Annotated in this window: 15 protein-coding genes; 10 read left to right on the forward strand and 5 right to left on the reverse strand. The window is 72.1% G+C overall.

Annotation, left to right across the window (positions count from 1 at the left end):
* The first annotated feature begins 131 nt into the window (after nt 1-131).
* From FNV62_RS44800 to FNV62_RS44810, 3 genes are all read left to right on the forward strand, one after another.
* Nucleotides 132-1,166, forward strand: a complete 1,035-nt coding sequence (locus FNV62_RS44800; RefSeq protein ID WP_054231632.1) for a LacI family DNA-binding transcriptional regulator — start codon at nt 132-134, stop codon at nt 1,164-1,166.
* Between the two features lie 78 nt (nt 1,167-1,244).
* Nucleotides 1,245-2,423, forward strand: coding sequence for a 4-hydroxybenzoate 3-monooxygenase (locus FNV62_RS44805; protein ID WP_143610151.1), 1,179 nt, complete (start codon nt 1,245-1,247; stop codon nt 2,421-2,423).
* A gap of 37 nt (nt 2,424-2,460) precedes the next feature.
* Entirely contained in the window at nt 2,461-3,897 is a 1,437-nt protein-coding gene (locus tag FNV62_RS44810) for an aldehyde dehydrogenase family protein (RefSeq protein ID WP_143611620.1), read from the forward strand.
* Nucleotides 3,898-3,965: 68 nt separating this feature from the next.
* Here FNV62_RS44810 and trxA read toward each other — a convergent pair whose 3' ends face one another.
* Entirely contained in the window at nt 3,966-4,352 is a 387-nt protein-coding gene (trxA, locus tag FNV62_RS44815) for a thioredoxin (RefSeq protein ID WP_054231635.1), read from the reverse strand.
* 135 nt (nt 4,353-4,487) lie between these two features.
* Between trxA and FNV62_RS44820 the strand changes: the two genes are divergently transcribed.
* Nucleotides 4,488-5,921 (forward strand): dihydrolipoyl dehydrogenase family protein, encoded by a 1,434-nt coding sequence (locus FNV62_RS44820; RefSeq protein ID WP_060899416.1) that lies wholly within the window; start codon nt 4,488-4,490, stop codon nt 5,919-5,921.
* 749 nt (nt 5,922-6,670) lie between these two features.
* On the opposite strand, the gene FNV62_RS44825 is transcribed toward FNV62_RS44820, so the two are convergent.
* Nucleotides 6,671-7,327, reverse strand: coding sequence for a peptide deformylase (locus FNV62_RS44825; protein ID WP_097287480.1), 657 nt, complete (start codon nt 7,325-7,327; stop codon nt 6,671-6,673).
* 312 nt (nt 7,328-7,639) lie between these two features.
* Between FNV62_RS44825 and FNV62_RS44830 the strand changes: the two genes are divergently transcribed.
* The 5 genes from FNV62_RS44830 (at nt 7,640) to FNV62_RS44850 (ending at nt 13,223) form a co-directional block, all read left to right on the forward strand.
* Nucleotides 7,640-9,046, forward strand: coding sequence for a PepSY-associated TM helix domain-containing protein (locus tag FNV62_RS44830; RefSeq protein WP_143603967.1), 1,407 nt, complete (start codon nt 7,640-7,642; stop codon nt 9,044-9,046).
* 31 nt (nt 9,047-9,077) lie between these two features.
* Complete coding sequence (locus FNV62_RS44835) at nt 9,078-9,563, forward strand: BlaI/MecI/CopY family transcriptional regulator (RefSeq protein WP_097287482.1); 486 nt, start codon at nt 9,078-9,080, stop codon at nt 9,561-9,563.
* Between the two features lie 6 nt (nt 9,564-9,569).
* Entirely contained in the window at nt 9,570-10,520 is a 951-nt protein-coding gene (locus FNV62_RS44840) for a M56 family metallopeptidase (RefSeq protein ID WP_143603968.1), read from the forward strand.
* 253 nt (nt 10,521-10,773) lie between these two features.
* Nucleotides 10,774-12,207: a hemolysin family protein gene (locus FNV62_RS44845; RefSeq protein ID WP_143656412.1), complete on the forward strand. Its 1,434-nt coding sequence runs from the start codon at nt 10,774-10,776 to the stop codon at nt 12,205-12,207.
* Nucleotides 12,204-13,223, forward strand: coding sequence for a hemolysin family protein (locus tag FNV62_RS44850; RefSeq protein WP_143656413.1), 1,020 nt, complete (start codon nt 12,204-12,206; stop codon nt 13,221-13,223). The genes FNV62_RS44845 and FNV62_RS44850 overlap by 4 nt, the downstream gene beginning before the upstream one ends.
* Before the next feature lie 200 nt (nt 13,224-13,423).
* Here the strand turns inward: FNV62_RS44850 and FNV62_RS44855 are convergent, their stop codons facing one another.
* The 3 genes from FNV62_RS44855 to FNV62_RS44865 all read right to left on the reverse strand — a co-directional run bounded on the left by FNV62_RS44855 (nt 13,424) and on the right by FNV62_RS44865 (nt 14,825).
* Entirely contained in the window at nt 13,424-13,771 is a 348-nt protein-coding gene (locus FNV62_RS44855; RefSeq protein WP_143603971.1) for a tetratricopeptide repeat protein, read from the reverse strand.
* A 68-nt stretch (nt 13,772-13,839) separates the two neighbouring features.
* A complete protein-coding gene (locus FNV62_RS44860) occupies nt 13,840-14,280 on the reverse strand; it encodes a MarR family winged helix-turn-helix transcriptional regulator (protein WP_143656414.1) in 441 nt (146 codons plus the stop codon).
* Between the two features lie 2 nt (nt 14,281-14,282).
* On the reverse strand, nt 14,283-14,825 hold the full coding sequence (locus FNV62_RS44865) for a MarR family winged helix-turn-helix transcriptional regulator (RefSeq protein WP_143614736.1): 543 nt from the start codon (nt 14,823-14,825) through the stop codon (nt 14,283-14,285).
* 208 nt (nt 14,826-15,033) lie between these two features.
* Between FNV62_RS44865 and FNV62_RS44870 the strand changes: the two genes are divergently transcribed.
* Nucleotides 15,034-15,999: a pirin family protein gene (locus FNV62_RS44870; protein ID WP_143603974.1), complete on the forward strand. Its 966-nt coding sequence runs from the start codon at nt 15,034-15,036 to the stop codon at nt 15,997-15,999.
* Nucleotides 16,000-16,365 lie beyond the last annotated feature (366 nt).

Raw genomic sequence — 16,365 nt, forward strand, 5'->3', positions numbered from 1 at the left:
ACGGCACTACGGGCCATCCCGCACGAGATGCGGAAGTTCCCTCGCGGAAGCGGGTGTTCCGGCATGTCGGGCCCACGAGGTTCCCCCGGCGCGAAGGAACGCCCGGGGTTTCTGCAAGGATGCGAGACGTCATGGTGCAGATACCGAAGCAGCCCGTCCCGCCGACGCCCGCACAACGCCCCGTGCCGACGAGTGCCGATGTGGCGCGCTTGGCGGGCGTCTCCCGGGCCACCGTCTCGTACGTACTGAACAACACCAGCGCCGTCCGGATCAGCGAGCCCACCCGCCGCCGCGTCCACGAGGCGGCCAAGGAACTCGGGTACGTACCGCACGCCGCCGCCCGCTCCCTGCGCGCCGGACACAGCCGTATGGTCCTGATGCCCACGCCGAGCGTGCCCGTGGGACCGCTCTACAGCCAGTTCCTCAACGAACTTCAGTGGGCGCTGGGCCGTCTGGATTACACGGTCGTGCAGTACGGCAGTGTCGGCCTGCACGGCGACGAGGCCGCCCGCGCCTGGGCGGAGCTGCGACCGGTCGCCGTGCTGGTGCCCGGCAGCGACCTCGGCCCGCAGGGCGTGGCCGTCCTCAAGCGCTCCGGCGCCCGGGCCGTCGTCACGCTCGGCCCCGAGCGCGTCGAGGGCGCCCACGCGCTGCTCATGGACCACGACAAGGTCGGCCACAGCGCGGGCGTCCACCTGCTGGCCCGCGGCCGCCGCCGGATCGGCGTCGTGGTGCCCGAGGAACCCGGCCTGGAGATCTTCTCCAAGTCCCGGCTCGACGGCGTACGCCGGTCCCTGACCGGCACCGACGCCACGGCGACCGCGCTGCCGCTCGCGTACGAGGAGGGAGCCGCCGCCCGGCTGGCGGCGCGCTGGCGCTCGCTCGGCCTGGACGCCGTGTTCGCCTACAACGACGAGTACGCCATGCTGCTGATGCGCGCCCTTCAGGAGGAGGGCGTCGGCATCCCGGACGAGACGGCCGTCATCGGCGCCGACGACCTCATGCTCGGGCGACTGCTGCGGCCCCGCCTCAGCACCGTCCACATCGAACTGCCGTCCGGGCGCGACCTCGCGGAACTGGTCGACCGGGTGGTGCGCGAACCGGGCGCGGCGCCCGAGAGCCACGAGGTACTGGGCGCGCGGGTGGTGCACCGCGACTCGACCTGAGAGACGCTGTAGCTGGTCCCCGGCCGCATCCGACCCGTTCGGACCGGATGTGGCCCGATCAGGTACGGGAGGCGCGCCATGCGGACCACGGTCGGCATCATCGGCGGTGGCCCCGCCGGGCTGCTGCTGGCCCGGCTGCTGCACCGCGCGGGCATCGACTGCGCCGTGCTGGAGAGCAGGTCGCGCGCCTACGTCGAGCACCGCCAGCGCGCCGGGATGCTGGAGCAGGGCACGGTCGACGCCCTGCGCGCGTGCGGAGCCGCCGACCGGCTGGACGCCGAGGGCCTGATCCACCACGGCATCGAGCTGCGCTTCGACCGCGAGCGCCACCACATCGACTTTCCCGCCCTCACCGGTGGCCGTACCGTCACGATCTATGCCCAGACGGAGATCGTGCGAGACCTGATCGCCCTCCAACTCGCCGCCGGGCCACCGCTGTTGTTCGAGGCCGAAGCCCTCGCGGTCGAGCGCCCGGAGAGCGACGCGCCGGTGGTGCGCTTTGTGCACGAGGGCCGTGAACAGGCCCTGAACTGTGCCTACGTGGTGGGCTGCGACGGCTACCACGGCATCTCCCGGAACGCCTTTCCCGCCGACGGGAGCCGCACGTACGCGCACGACTACCCGTACTCCTGGCTCGGGATCCTCGCCGATGTGCCGCCCTCGGGCGAGGAGTTGATCTACGCGCGCGGTGCCGGCGGCTTCGCTCTGCACAGCATGCGCTCGCCGACCGTGTCCCGGCTGTACTTCCAGGTCCCGAACGGTACCGACGTCGCCGACTGGCCCGACGAGCGCATCTGGGACGAACTCGCCGCGCGCTTCGCGGTCGACGGCGACTGGCGCCTGGGACGCGGGCCCATCACCTCCAAGTCGGTCACCCCGATGCGGAGTTACGTCCACGAGCCGATGAGTCACGGCCGGCTCTTCCTCGCCGGGGACGCCGCGCACATCGTGCCGCCGACCGGGGCCAAGGGGCTCAACCTCGCCGTCTCCGACGTACAGGTGCTGGCCCGCGGGCTCATCGAGTCGCATCGCACGGGATCGACCCAACTTCTCGACCAGTACTCGGACTTGTGTCTCGAGCGGGTATGGCAGGCCACCCGCTTCTCGTACGACATGACTAGGATGTTGCACGCTCAACCAAATGGGGATGTCTTCGACCACCGGATCCAGCTCGCCCGGCTGCGCCGGATCACGGCATCCCGCCACGCGGCCGCCGAACTGGCCGCGAACTACACGGGACTGCCGCTGGGACCGTGAGGCCCGGTGGTGAACAGTGAACGATCGGAGAGCCGACATGCCGCTGCTCGACCCCAAGACCTGGCAGCCCCGCACCCTGGCGGGCGGTGAGTACGCCGTCACCGAACCCGCCACCGGCGAGACGCTGGCCACGGTCACGCTCGCCGCCGCCGAGGACATCGGCACGGCCGCGCGGGACGCCCGTGCCGCCCAGGCGGAGTGGGCGAAGGCACCGCACTTCGTGCGCGCCGCCGTACTGCGCAGGGCCGGCGACCTGTTCGCCGCCCACGCCGACGAACTGCGCGACTGGATCGTGCGCGAGTCCGGCTCGATCCCGGGCAAGGCCGACTTCGAACTGCACGTCGCGGCCCAGGAGTGCTACGAGGCCGCCGCCCTCGCCTCCCGCCCCAGCGGCCAGATCCTTCCCTCCGAGGCACCGCGTCTGTCCTACACCCGACGCGTCCCGGTCGGTGTGGTGGGCGTGATCTCCCCCTTCAACGCCCCGCTGATCCTCTCGATCCGCTCGGTGGCCCCGGCACTCGCGCTCGGCAACGCCGTCGTCCTGAAGCCGGACCCGCGCACCGCCGTCTGCGGCGGACTCGCGCTCGCCGCCGTCTTCGCCGAGGCGGGGCTCCCGGAGGGTCTGCTGCACGTTCTGCCCGGCGGTCCGGAGGCGGGCCAGGCGCTGGTCGCCGACCCGAACGTACCGGTGATCTCCTTCACCGGCTCGACCGCCGCCGGACGCGCGGTGGGCGAGGCGGCGGGCCGCCTCCTCAAGCGCGCCCACCTGGAGTTGGGCGGCAACTCGGCGCTGATCGTCCTTGAGGACGCCGACATCGACGCGGTGATCTCCACGGCCGCGTGGGGCTCGTTCTTCCACCAGGGCCAGATCTGCATGACGACGGGCCGCCACCTCGTCCACGCCTCCCTCTACGAGGAGTACGTCGAGCGGCTCGCCGCCAAGGCCGACTCGCTCGCCGTCGGCGACCCGCACCGTGAGCAGGTGCACCTCGGGCCCATCATCGACAGCGCCCAACTCGCCAAGATCCAGGGGCTGGTGGAGTCCAGCACGGCGCGCGGCGCGAAGCTCGCGGCCGGTGGCACGCACGAGAGGCTCTTCTACCGTCCGACGGTCCTCGCGGGAGTCGACGACGCGACGCCCGCGTACGCCGAGGAGGTCTTCGGCCCGGTGGCGCCCGTACGATCGTTCGCGGACGCCGACGAGGCCGCGGCCCTCGCCGCCGCCGGACCCTACGGCCTCGCCCTGGGCATCGTCACCCGGGACACCGCGCGCGGCTTGGACCTCGCCGAGCGCATCCCGACCGGGATCGCCCACATCAACGACCAGACCGTCAATGACGAGGCCGTGGCCCCCTTCGGCGGGATCGCCGCCTCCGGCACCGGCGCCCGCTTCGGCGGTGAGGCCAACCTGGAGGCCTTCACCGACGTGCGCTGGACGACGGTGCGCGGAGATGTGGCGCCGTACCCGTTCTGACGGAAGGGTGGCGCGGGGCTCGCTGGCCTGCGGCCCGCCGGACCTGTTCGCCGTGCGGACCGGTGGACCTACTCGCCCTGCGGAGCCTGCTTGGCCTGCTGCTCCGCGATGGACTTGCGGACCTCGTCCATGTCCAGCTTCCGGGCCTGTCCGATGACGTCCGTCAGGGCGGCCTCGGGCAGTGCCCCGGGCTGGGCGAAGATCGCGACCTGGTCGCGGACGATCATCAGCGTCGGGATCGACTGGATGTCGAAGGCGGCGGCCAGCTCGGGCTGCGCCTCCGTGTCGACCTTCGCGAACACCAGGTCCGGGTTGGCCTCGGCGGCCTTCTCGTAGACCGGGGCGAACTGACGGCACGGCCCGCACCAGGAGGCCCAGAAGTCGATCAGGACGAACTCGTTGTCCGTGACCGTCTGGTCGAAGTTCTCCTTGGTCAGCTCCATCGTGCTGCTCATGGCGTGACTACCTCTTCCTGATGTCGGGCCTCGGGCCTCGGGGCGAAGCCGGTGTGCACAACGCCACCCCTGAGCGGCGTATTCCGCGCACGTACCCGTGTGGCCTCCGAGCACACCAACAACCAGACTGGGCCCATGACGGAAACGGAATCCATCGCGTACGACGTCGTGGTGCTCGGGGCCGGGCCCGTGGGGGAGAACGTCGCCGACCGCGCCCGCGCGGCCGGCCTCTCCACCGCGGTCGTGGAGAGCGAACTGGTCGGCGGCGAGTGCTCGTACTGGGCCTGCATGCCCAGCAAGGCTCTCCTGCGCCCGGTCATCGCCCGCGCCGACGCCCGCCACGTGCCCGGCCTCAGCCAGGCGGTGCAGGGCCCCCTCGACGTCCCCGCGGTCCTCGCCCACCGCGACTACTACACCTCCCAATGGAAGGACGACGGACAGGTCGGCTGGCTGGACGGCATCGGCGCCGTCCTGTACCGCGGACACGGGCGCCTCGCCGGGCCGCGCAAGGTGACCGTCGACGGGCCCGACGGCGAGCGGCAGGTGCTCACGGCCCGGCACGCGGTCGCCGTCTGCACCGGCACCCGCGCCCTGCTCCCCGACCTGCCGGGGCTCGACCAGGTCCGGCCCTGGACCAGCCGTGAGGCCACCAGCGCGCACGAGGTGCCGGGCCGGCTCATCGTGGTGGGGGGCGGTGTCGTCGCCGTCGAGATGGCCACGGCCTGGCAGGCGTTCGGCTCCCAGGTCACCGTCCTCGTCCGCGGCAAGGGACTGCTGCCCCGCATGGAGCCCTTCGCCGGTGAGTTGGTCGCCGAGTCGCTGAAGGAGGCCGGCGCGGACGTCCGCACCGGCACCTCGGTGACCGCGGTGACGCGCGAGGGCTCCACCGTGGTGGCCCTCACCGACACCGGCGACCGCATCGAGGCCGACGAGATCCTCTTCGCAACCGGCCGTGTGCCCCACACCGACGACCTCGGCCTCGACACGATCGGCCTCGAGCCGGGCTCCTGGCTCGACGTCGACGACAGCCTGCGAGTCACCGGCAGCGACTGGCTGTACGCGGTCGGCGACGTGAACCACCGCGCGCTCCTCACCCACCAGGGCAAGTACCAGGCGCGGATCGCGGGCGCCGCCATCGCCGCCCGTGCCGCCGGAGTGCCCCTCCTGGAGACCGACCCCTGGGGCGCGCACTCGGCGACCGCCGACCACGGAGCCGTCCCCCAGGTCGTCTTCACCGACCCGGAGGCCGCGGCCGTCGGCCTCTCCCTCGCCGAGGCCGAGCGCGCGGGCCTGCGCGTCCGCGCCGTCGACGTCGACATGTCCTCCGTGGCGGGCGCGGGCCTGTACGCGGACGGCTACCGTGGCAAGGCCCGCATGGTCGTCGACATCAACCGCGAGATCCTGGTGGGCCTCACCCTGGTTGGCCCCGGCGTGGGCGAACTGATCCACTCGGCGACCATCGCCATCGCCGGCGAGGTTCCGATCAGCCGCCTGTGGCACGCGGTCCCGTCGTACCCGACGGTGAGCGAGGTGTGGCTGCGGCTGCTGGAGATGTACCGGGACGCGTAGCCGAAGCCGGTCGCTGGGGTACGGCCACCTGAGATCGACGGGCCAGGACCGGCCGCTCGGACGCCGGCGGCCTGAGCGCCGAGGGCGCGGATTTCGGCCCTGCGGAACTGGACGGCCGGGTTCACCCGTTCGGCGTCCGCTGCTCGGGTCCCGGTGGCCTTGGGGCTCGGCCGTCCGGGATCGACGGGCCGGGCCTTGTCGTTGGGTGGCGGGGGATTGGCGGGGTCTGGGTCCCCGGCGGGTTCGGGTTCGGCCGGCTCGGTTCGACCGGCTCGGTTCGACCGGCTCGGTTCGACCGGCTCGGTTCGACCGGCAGGGGCCGGTCGTTCGGGCGTCGGCGGCTTTTCCCCCGGGGTCTCGGTCCCGGGAATTGATGGGCCGTCGGCGGTCGTCTGGACTTCGGTGGGTCCGGGCCGGGCCGTCCGAGGCGGCGCGGCCGAGCCCGACGGTTCCGGCGGCTCGGGCTCGACGTCGGTTGGGCTCGTGGCTTTCCGGGGCCGCCCGTCCCCGGCCCCGTCGGCGGGTTCGGCCGGGTCCGGCCGCTGGTCCCACCGGCGGGTTCAGCCGGGCGTGGCCCCTGGTCCTGCCGGCTGGTTGAACCGGGTCCGGCCCCCGGCGCCTGGCTCGGAGGGCGTCCCGTTCTCAGTCGGCTCGGTCGTGACCGGACCGCCGGGCCGCCCGCATGGCGAGGCATCGCGTCGCCTTCGCTGCCGCACAGCCGTCGCCGGAGGCGCCCGCGGCGCGCACCCTCAGTCGGGCAGGACGAAGCCCAGAGCGGCGGCGGCCTCCGCAGGAGTCGGCTGCATCCAGCGCTCCGCCATCGCCTGGTTGGAGGACAGCGAGCGCAACTCGGCACGGTCGAGGTAGAGCACGCCGTCCAGATGATCCGTCTCGTGCTGGACGATCCGCGCGGGCCACCCCGTGAACACCTCGTCGATCGCCCGGCCCCGCTCGTCCAGAGCCGTCAGCCGCACCTCGGCGTGCCGGGCCACCACGGCCTGCCACCCCGGCACGCTCAGACACCCCTCGAAGAACACGGCCCGCCCCGCGCCCACCCCCTCGTACGACGGATTCACCAGCGCCCGGAACGGTTGCGGCACCCGCCCGCGCGCCACCCGCACCTCCTCGGAGACCGGCGCCGGATCCTCGATGACCGCGATCCGCAGGGGCACGCCGACCTGCGGTGCCGCGAGTCCGACGCCCGGCGCCGCGTGCATGGTGGCGCGCAGGGCGGCGACGAAGCGGGTCAGGAGACCCGGGTCGAGCTGGTCGGCGAAGGGCTCGGCGGGGCGGCGCAGCACCGGGTCCCCGGCGGCGACGATGGGCAACGGGCCTTCATGGTCGAGGAGTTCCTCGACCAGCTCGCTCAGGGGGCGGGAGGCGCTGGGGTCACGTTCGGATGCCATCGCGCCAGGATGCCAAGACCGATCGCGCCAAGCGAGGCGGCGCCAGGGGCGTCCGCCGGGTCCGCATGCGCCTGTACGTGTGACTCAGACCACAGGGCACCTCGGGAACTCGACGCCCCCGCGCCCCGACTTCTGGACCACCACGGACCACTCCGGGCCAAGAGTCCAACTCCCCGGCCCACGACCCGAGTCCATCCCTGTCCCGTCCCGTCCCCGTCCCGTCCCCGTCCTCGTCCCTGCCCCGTCCTTGTCCCACTCCTGTCCCCGCTTCTGTCCGCATTCCCATCACCGTCCGACCGGAGAAGCCCGCCCATGTCCACCGCTCCCACGACCACGACGGACGACTCCCCCAAACCCGTCGCCCCGGCCCCCACCAGAAAGGCGGCCCTGCGTCCCCTGATCCTGCGCCTGCACTTCTACGCGGGCGTACTCGTCGCCCCGTTCCTGCTGGTCGCGGCCCTGACCGGCTTCCTGTACGCCGCCTCGTACCAGGCCGAGAAGATCGTGTACGCGCATGAGCTGACCGTCCCGGTCGGCGACGGCAAGCTGCCGCTGTCCGAGCAGGTGGCCGCCGCCCGCAAGGCCCACCCGCAGGGCGCGGTCTCCGCGGTACGACCGTCGCCTGAGGCGGACGCGACGACCAGGGTGCTGCTCTCCGGCGTCCCCGGCGTCGGCGAGGGGCACACGCTCGCGGTGTTCGTGGACCCGTACACGGCGAAGGTGCGCGGATCGCTGGAGCAGTACGGCGCCACCGGCGCGCTCCCGCTGCGCACCTGGATCGACGAGCTCCACCGTGACCTGCACCTCGGCGAGAACGGCCGGCTCTACAGCGAACTCGCCGCGAGCTGGCTGTGGGTCATCGCGGCCGGTGGGCTGGTGCTGTGGTTCGGCCGGCGGCGAGCCCAGCGCAAGGTGCGGGGCACGTCAGGGCGCCGTCGCACCCTCGGGCTGCACGGCACCGTCGGTGTGTGGGCGGCGGCCGGGTTCTTCTTCCTGTCGGCGACCGGACTCACCTGGTCGACCTACGCCGGCGCCAACATCGACGAACTCAGGACCTCGCTCGGCCAGGCGACCCCCTCGGTGTCCGCGTCGGTGGCGGCCGGCGGCGAGCACGCGGGCCACACCGGCACGGGGTCCGGCGGCACCACGGCCTCGACCACGCCCCAGGACCTCGACAAGATCCTCGCGGCCGCCCGCGCCGAGGGCCTCGGCGACCCCGTCGAGATCGTCGTACCCGCCGACGCCTCCACCGCGTACGTGGTCAAGCAGGTCCAGCGCAGCTGGCCCGAGAAGCAGGACTCCGTCGCCGTGGACCCGACGACGGGCAAGGTCACCGACGAACTCCACTTCGCCGACTACCCGCTGCTCGCCAAACTGACGCGCTGGGGCATCGACGCCCACAGCGGCGTCCTCTTCGGCCTCGTCAACCAGATCGCCCTGATGGCGCTCGCCCTCTGCCTGGTCCTGCTGATCGTGTGGGGCTACCGCATGTGGTGGCAGCGCGGCCGTGCCTCCGCGTTCGGCCGCCCCATCCCGCGCGGCGCCTGGCAGCAGGTCCCGCCGCAGATCCTCGTCCCGCTCATGGCGGCCGTCGCCGTGCTCGGCTACTTCGTCCCGCTGCTCGGCATCCCGCTCGCGGTGTTCGTCGCCGTGGACGTCGTCCTCGGCGAGATCGCGTACCGCCGTGGCAAGCGCACCCAGGGAGGCCAGGTAGCGTGATCGGGTAGGGGAACGCCGGAAGGAGACGGACATGGCGCAGCGCGACCGCGAGGACCCGCACCGGCCTTCCAGGCGCCGCGGGCAGGGCGAGTTGGAGAGCCAGGTGCTCGGCGCGCTGCGCGAGGCGGAGGCCCCGGTGACCGCCGCCTGGGTGCAGGAACGGCTCGGCGGCGACCTCGCCTACACCACCGTCGTCACCATCCTGACCCGGCTGCTCGCCAAGGACGCGGTGGCCCGCGAACGACGCGGACGCTCCTTCGTGTGGCGGCCCACCGCCGACGTCGCGGGCCTGGCCGCGCTCAAGATGCGTCGGCTTCTCGACGGCGAGAGCGACCGCGAGGCCGTCCTCGCCAGCTTCGTCACCGCGCTGCCGCCGGACGACGAACAGGTCCTGCGCGCGCTCCTGGAGACGGCCCACGCGACGGGCGGGGCCGAGGCGACGGACGGGGCCGATGAGGTGGGAGGGGCCGATGTCGTGAATGGGGCCGACGGGGTGCCCGACGGTACGGAAGACTGACGTCTCATGGGGGTCTTCGTCTTTCTGCCGCTCGTCCTGCCACTCAGTGCCTGGCCGGTGGCACGCCTCGCCGAACTGCATCTGCATCCGCGTACGGCCACCCGGCTGCTGACGGCGGTTGCCACCGTCATGGCCCTGTGCAGCACACTCTGCCTGGCCCTGCTCATGGTCGTCGGGACCGCGCAGCTGCCCGGCAACCCCCTCCCGGACGGCTGGTCCGACGCGGAGGTCCGTGCGGCCGTCCCGCACGACGAGATCGCGGGCAAGGCGGCGATCCCGGCCCTGGTCCTGGTCCTCGCGGTCTGCGCGCGCACCCTGTGGCGCCACCGCCGGGTCGCCCAGCGCGCGCGGCGGGCGCTCGCCGCGCTGCCCAGCCGTTCCGTGGTCGTACTGCCCGAGGAGAAGCCCTACGCCTACGCTCTCCCAGGCGGACGCCGCGACCGCGTGGTGGTGACCACGGCCCTGCTGCGCGGCCTCACCTCACGCGAGCGCCGTGCCCTGTTCGCGCACGAGCGGGCCCACCTGACGGCCGCTCACCACCGCCACCTGCTCGCCGTACGACTCGCGGCGCGCGCCAATCCGTTCCTGCGGCCGCTGCGTACGACCGTCGTCTACACCACGGAGCGGTGGGCGGACGAGGACGCGGCCCGGTCGGTCGGCAACCGCACGGTGGTGGCGCGGGCGATCGGCAAGGCGGCCCTGCTGTCGGGCGGGGGCCCGGCGCCGGCGTTCGCCACGTTCACCGGCTTCGCCGGATTCGCGTCCGCGGGTCCTGTGCCGCGCCGGGTCGCCGCCCTGCTGCGCCCCGCGCCGGCGGCCCGCAGCTGGCCGTCCGTGTTCACGTCCGTGGGGCTGGCCGCCTGGGGCGCCGCGGTCGGCACGCTCGTCTCCGCGATGTCGTCGGCGAACTCGGCCGTGACCATGGTCCTGATCCTGCACGCGGCCACGCCGCTGTAGCTCGGCCATCATGCCGCTGCAGCTCGGTCACCGCTCCTCTGTTGCTCCGCCACCCCACCTCGTGGTTCCTACAGCCATGTAGAAAGAACATCGATGGCTGGGAACTCGTTTGCGAACAGAATCGTTTCTCAGGAACAGACCGACTCCAGAGGAGCGCTTCCTTGTCCGCCAGACCGACGGACCCCCCGGGACACAGTCCCGAACCACCCCGCCTGATTTCTCTTGATCGCGGCACACAGTGGGGTGGTGTTCGATGAGTGCCGCTCTCGGCCTGCTGGCCGTCCTCGTCCTGACCGCCGGCACCGGCTATTTCGTCGCCCAGGAATTCGCGTACGTCGCCGCCGACCGCCTCGCGCTCGCGCGGGAAGCGGCAGCGGGCGACCGACGGGCCACCCGCGCCCTGAAGGTGCTGGAGCGGCTGTCCTTCATGCTGTCGGGCGCCCAGCTCGGGATCACCGTGACCGGTCTGGTCGTCGGTTTCCTCGCCGAGCCGTCCGTGTCCGCCCTGCTCAAGCCCGTCCTCACCGGGATCGGCATCCCGGACGGCGCGGTCACCGGCATCTCGGTGGTGCTGGCCTTCGTGTTCGCGACCGTGCTTCAGATGGTGCTGGGCGAACTGGCCCCCAAGAACCTGGCCCTGGCCGTCCCGGAGCGCCTCGCGAAGGCCCTGGCGAGCTCCACGCTCGCGTATCTGAAGGTCGTCGGCCCGGTCGTACGGCTTTTCGACGGCGCCGCCAACAAGCTGCTGCGCAAGGTCGGCATCGAGCCCGTCGAGGAACTCCACCACGGCGCGACCCTCGAGGAACTCGGCCACCTCATCGGCGAGTCGCACGAGCACGGGCAGCTGCCGCGCGAGACCGCCGATCTCCTCGACCACGCCCTGGAGTTCTCCGACCGCACCCTCGACGAGGTGATGGTGCCGCGCGCCGACGCCGTCTTCGTCCGCAGGGACGCGACGGCCACGGAGGCCGTCCAGCTGATCGCCAAGCACGGACACTCGAACTACCCTGTCCTCGGCGACCACCCGGACGACATCACCGCCGTCCTGGGCGTACGCGAGCTCATGCGGCTGCCCGCCGAGCGGTTCACCCGCACGACGGCCGGCGCGCTCGGCCGCGGACCGCTGCTGCTGCCCGACACCCTGCCGCTGCCCGAGGCCGTGGCACAGATGCGGGCCCACGACGACGAGTTCGCCGTCGTCCTCGACGAGCACGGGGGTGTGGCGGGCGTCGTCACCTACGAGGACATCGCCGAGGAACTCGTCGGCGACATCGCGGACGAGACCGACACCGTCAAGGAGATCGCGGTCGCCGACGGGGAGGGGTGGCTCGTCGACGCCGGCCGCCGACTGGACGAGGTCGCCGAGGCGACCGGCATCGGCCTGCCCGAGGAGGACGACTACGACACGGTGGCGGGGTTGATCGTCGACCGCCTCGGTCGCTTCCCCGCCGTCGCGGACCGTGTCGTCGTCGAACTGTCCGACGGAGGCCGCGTCTCGATCGACGTACAGGCCCTGGACCGCCACGTACCGGAACGGGTCCGCCTGGAACGTCTGCCGGCGACGGACCGTACGGAGAGTACGGAGAGTACGGAGAGTACGGAGGGCGTGGACGGTGCGGTCGGTGTGGGTGGCACGGGCCGCGTCCACCGTACGCGCCGTGTGGACCGTGCGGAGGAGCAGGCATGAGTTTCCCGATGGCGCTCTTCGTGACCGTACTGCTCCTGATCGGCAGCGGGTTCTTCGTGGCCGCCGAGTTCGCGTTGGTCGCCGCCAAGCGGCACCGGCTGGAACAGGCCGCGGCGGCCGGGCAACGCGGCGCCAGGGCCGCGCTGGCCGGAATGCGCGAGCTGTCACTGATGCTGGCGGGCGCCCAACTGGGCATCACCGTGTGCACGCTGGGCCTGGGCTCGGTGTCCAAGCCCGCGATCTCGCACGAACTCGACCCGCTGCTCCACAAGGCGGGCCTGCCCAGCGGCCTGAGCTACGGAGTGTCCTTCGCGCTCGCGATGTTCGTCGTCGTCTTCCTGCACATGGTGGTCGGCGAGATGGCCCCCAAGTCCTGGGCCATCGCGCACCCCGAGCGCTCCGCCATGCTCCTCACGCCGCCGTTCCGGGCCCTGACCTGGGCGGTGCGTCCGTTGATCGTGGGGCTGAACAAGGTGAGCAACGCGCTGGTCCGGCTCTGCCGGGTCACTCCGCGCGACGAGCTGGCCTCGGTCCACAACCGCGAGCAACTCACCCACCTCGTCGAGGAGTCGGAGCGGCTCGGGCTGATCAGCAAGGAGGACTCCGAGCTGATCACCAGCTCGCTGACCGAACCGCAGCACCCGGTCGGGGACCTCCAGATCCCGGCCGACCGGATCACCTCGGTCCCCGCCGACGCCACGATCGACGCCGTACTGGGCGTCGCCGGGGACAGTGACCGCACCCGCCTGCTGGTCCGCGACGGCGTCACGGTCCTCGGCTCGGTGCACGCCCGTGACGCCCTGGTCGCCCGCGCACAGGGCCGGGCCGCGGTCGCCCGCGATCTGGCCCGCCCCGTCCCGGAGCTGGCACCGCACGACACGGTCGCCCACGCCGTCGAACAGCTCCGCCTGCACCGCGCCTCCCTCGCCGTCGTACGCGACGACACGGGGCGGCTGACCGGCCTGGTCAGCCTGGACGACCTGCTGGCACGGCTGATGGAGCCGCGCGCGGCGTGACACGGCAGAGGCCGGGTGCCGTGGCCGTGGCCGGTCACCTCGATGACCGGCCACGGCGCTCCGGCACCCGGCCTCTTCGTCCTGCTCTCGGAACGCCTCCTCGGGCGACGCTCATGCCCTCGGGAGACGTTCACGACCTCAGCGGGCCGTCGCGCCCCAGAGGGTCGCAACACCAAGGGCGGTCGCACCCGCAAGGGTGGTCACACCTGCTCGAAGTCTCCCGCGAGCGCGGAGGCGATGCGCAGGTGCGACTCGGCCTCGTCGTGACGCCCCTGGCGCTGGAGCGTGCGCCCCAGCATCAGCCGGGCGTAGTGCTCCACCGGGTCACGCTCGACGAGCGCGCGCAACTCGTTCTCAGCACGGCGGAGTTGGGCCGAGTGGTAGTACGCGCGGGCCAGCAGCAGCCGCGGTCCGGTCTGCTCCGGCACCTCGTCCACAAGGCCGCCCAGAACGCGCGCCGCACCGGCGTAGTCCTTGGCGTCGAAGAACAGCTGCGCCCGCTCCCAGCGCTCCGCGGCCGTCCCCTGGTCGTAGTACTTCGTGTCCACTGCTGACCTCCTTCGAGTGCCAGAACCTCACCCGATGGTTGAATATTCCACCACCTCGCCCGTGGGCGTCATCCGCCGGCCAGCTCCGCGTTGGCCCGCTCCGTCACCAGGGTCAGCACGCGCCCCACCGTCGCCAGGTCCTCGGCCGGGATGCCGGCGTAGAGCCGGGCCGCGATCTCGTTCCCGGCCGTGCGGATCTCCTCGAACACCTCACGGCCGTGCTCGGTGAGCGACACCTGGGAGGCGTCCGTCTCCGTCAGCAGCTTGAGGGCCGTCATTTCCGCGACGGTCTCCTCGGCCGCCGACTCCTCGACCTTCAGTGCCCCGGTCAGCCGCCCCACGAGCCGGTCGCGCTCGACGGTGCCGCCCTGGTCCGCGACGGCCCGCAGGGCCACCGACTGGTTGAAGGTGCTTCCGATACGGACCAGCACGGCCTCCAGGGCCGCGCGGCTCGCGTAGTGGGCCAGTCCTAGGACCTGGCCGCCGACCGGGGGAGTGGGAATGCTCATGACTACTCCTCGTCAGGATGTGAATCGAGATGTGTGTCGAGAGACGTATCGATCGGCGAGTCGCTCGGCGAGTCGCTCGGCGCATCGAGTGACACGTCGAGCGATACGTCGAGCAGGGTCGCCAGCTCGCGGCTGAACGCCTTGGTGCGCTCGCCGCCGAGCCCGCCGAGCGGTTCCAGGAGCTGCTCCAGCAGCCCCTGGACCACCCCGATCGCGCGCCGTGCGACCTCGCGTCCGTCCTCCGTGAGCGACAGTCGGATCGCACGTGGATCGGCGGGATCGCGCGTCCGGTCGACGACACCGGCCGCCTCCAGGGCGCGGGCCAGCTTCGATACGTAGAGCGGTTCGAGTCCGGTGTGATCGGCGAGTTGACGCTGGCTGGGCCGCCGCCCGGTCCTGTGCATCCCGTACAGCGACGCGACCAGCGAGTACTGGGCGTGGGTCAGGCCCAGCGGCGCGACCGCCCGATCGACGGCCACGCGCCACTTCGTGGACAGGCGCCAGACGAGAAAGCCGGGGGTCGCGTGCTCGGATGTCGAACTCATGAGAAAAACCATACATGGCTACTATGTCCATGGCTACTATTTTGCGCCGTCCCCGACCAACGCCCTACCGACCTCCGCCCGTAGCCCTAGGACCGCACCGACTCCGGCCCGAGTACCCCCGTCCGGGGGAGTCCGGAGGGGTCCGGGGGAGCCCAGGGGAGGGAGGACGGCCTGACGGACGGTCCCCGACGGGTCTAGGTTGTGGCCCATGAGCAATCTTGATCGCGAGGCAGTTCCCGCGCTGTGCGGTGGCCGCGGTTTCGTGGTGGCCGAGCCGGTGCGTGAACTCCTCAGTCCCCGTCGGGTCAAGCTCGGCGAGTCCACCGAAGTCCGCCGCCTGCTGCCCAACTTGGGCCGCCGCATGATCGGCGCGTGGTGCTTCGTCGATCACTACGGGCCCGACGACATCGCCGACGAGCCCGGTATGCAGGTCCCGCCGCACCCGCACATGGGACTCCAGACCGTCAGCTGGCTCCACGAGGGCGAGGTGCTGCACCGCGACTCCACGGGCAGCCTGCAGACGATCCGCCCGCGCGAACTGGGCCTCATGACGTCCGGAAGGGCCATCAGCCACTCCGAGGAGAGCCCCAAGTCGCACGCCCGCTTCCTGCACGGCGCGCAACTGTGGGTCGCCCTCCCCGACAGCCACCGCCACACCGACCCGCACTTCGAGCACCACGCCGAGCTGCCGCTCGTCACGGCCGCCGGCCTCAAGGCCACGCTCATCCTGGGCACCGTCGACGGCACGACCTCGCCCGGCACGACGTACACCCCGATCGTCGGCGCCGACCTGTCCCTCGCGAGCGGCGCCGACGTACGACTGCCGCTGGAGCCCGACTTCGAGTACGCCGTCCTGGCCATGTCCGGCGAGGCGCACGTCGACGGCGTACCGATGCTCCCGGGCTCCATGCTCTACCTCGGCTGCGGTCGCACCGAACTCCCCCTGCGCGCCGAGTCGGACGCGTCCCTCATGCTCCTGGGCGGCGAGCCGTTCGAGGAGGAGCTGGTCATGTGGTGGAACTTCATCGGCCGTTCCCAGCAGGAAATCGAAGAGGGCCGCAAGGACTGGATGGAGGGCACCCGCTTCGGCGAGGTACACGGCTACGACGGCGCCCCCCTGCCCGCCCCCGAACTCCCACCGGTCCCGCTGAAGCCACGGGGCCGGGTACGTTGACCTGCGATTATGTCTCTGGGTCGGGCATCCGTGCGGCGTGGTTGGCGTCCCCCTGGGCAGGAACGGCCCGGGGGGAGGGCCGCGTCTCGTGCTGATCGACTCGGGTCGGGGCGCAACGTGCAGGTGATGGCGTCTGTGACCAGATCGGACCAGACACTTGCTGCTCCTTTGCTGCCCCTTTGCTGACTCTACTGACGAGTAGTCAGGTGTTCGGGTAGCGTCCGTGCGGACGCCGAGTCTGGCCTTGTCCGGCTGTCCCCGTGTGCGTGAGCGGGGGAGAGGGCTGATCGCCTTATCTTGCGTCGATCCTCGCGCAGGCCCGGTCTTGTGAGGCATACGGAACGGGGTCAGTTGCGTGCCGATAGC

It is taken from the genome of Streptomyces sp. RLB3-17, assembly GCF_007113425.2.
GTDB lineage: Bacteria > Actinomycetota > Actinomycetes > Streptomycetales > Streptomycetaceae > Streptomyces > Streptomyces mirabilis_D.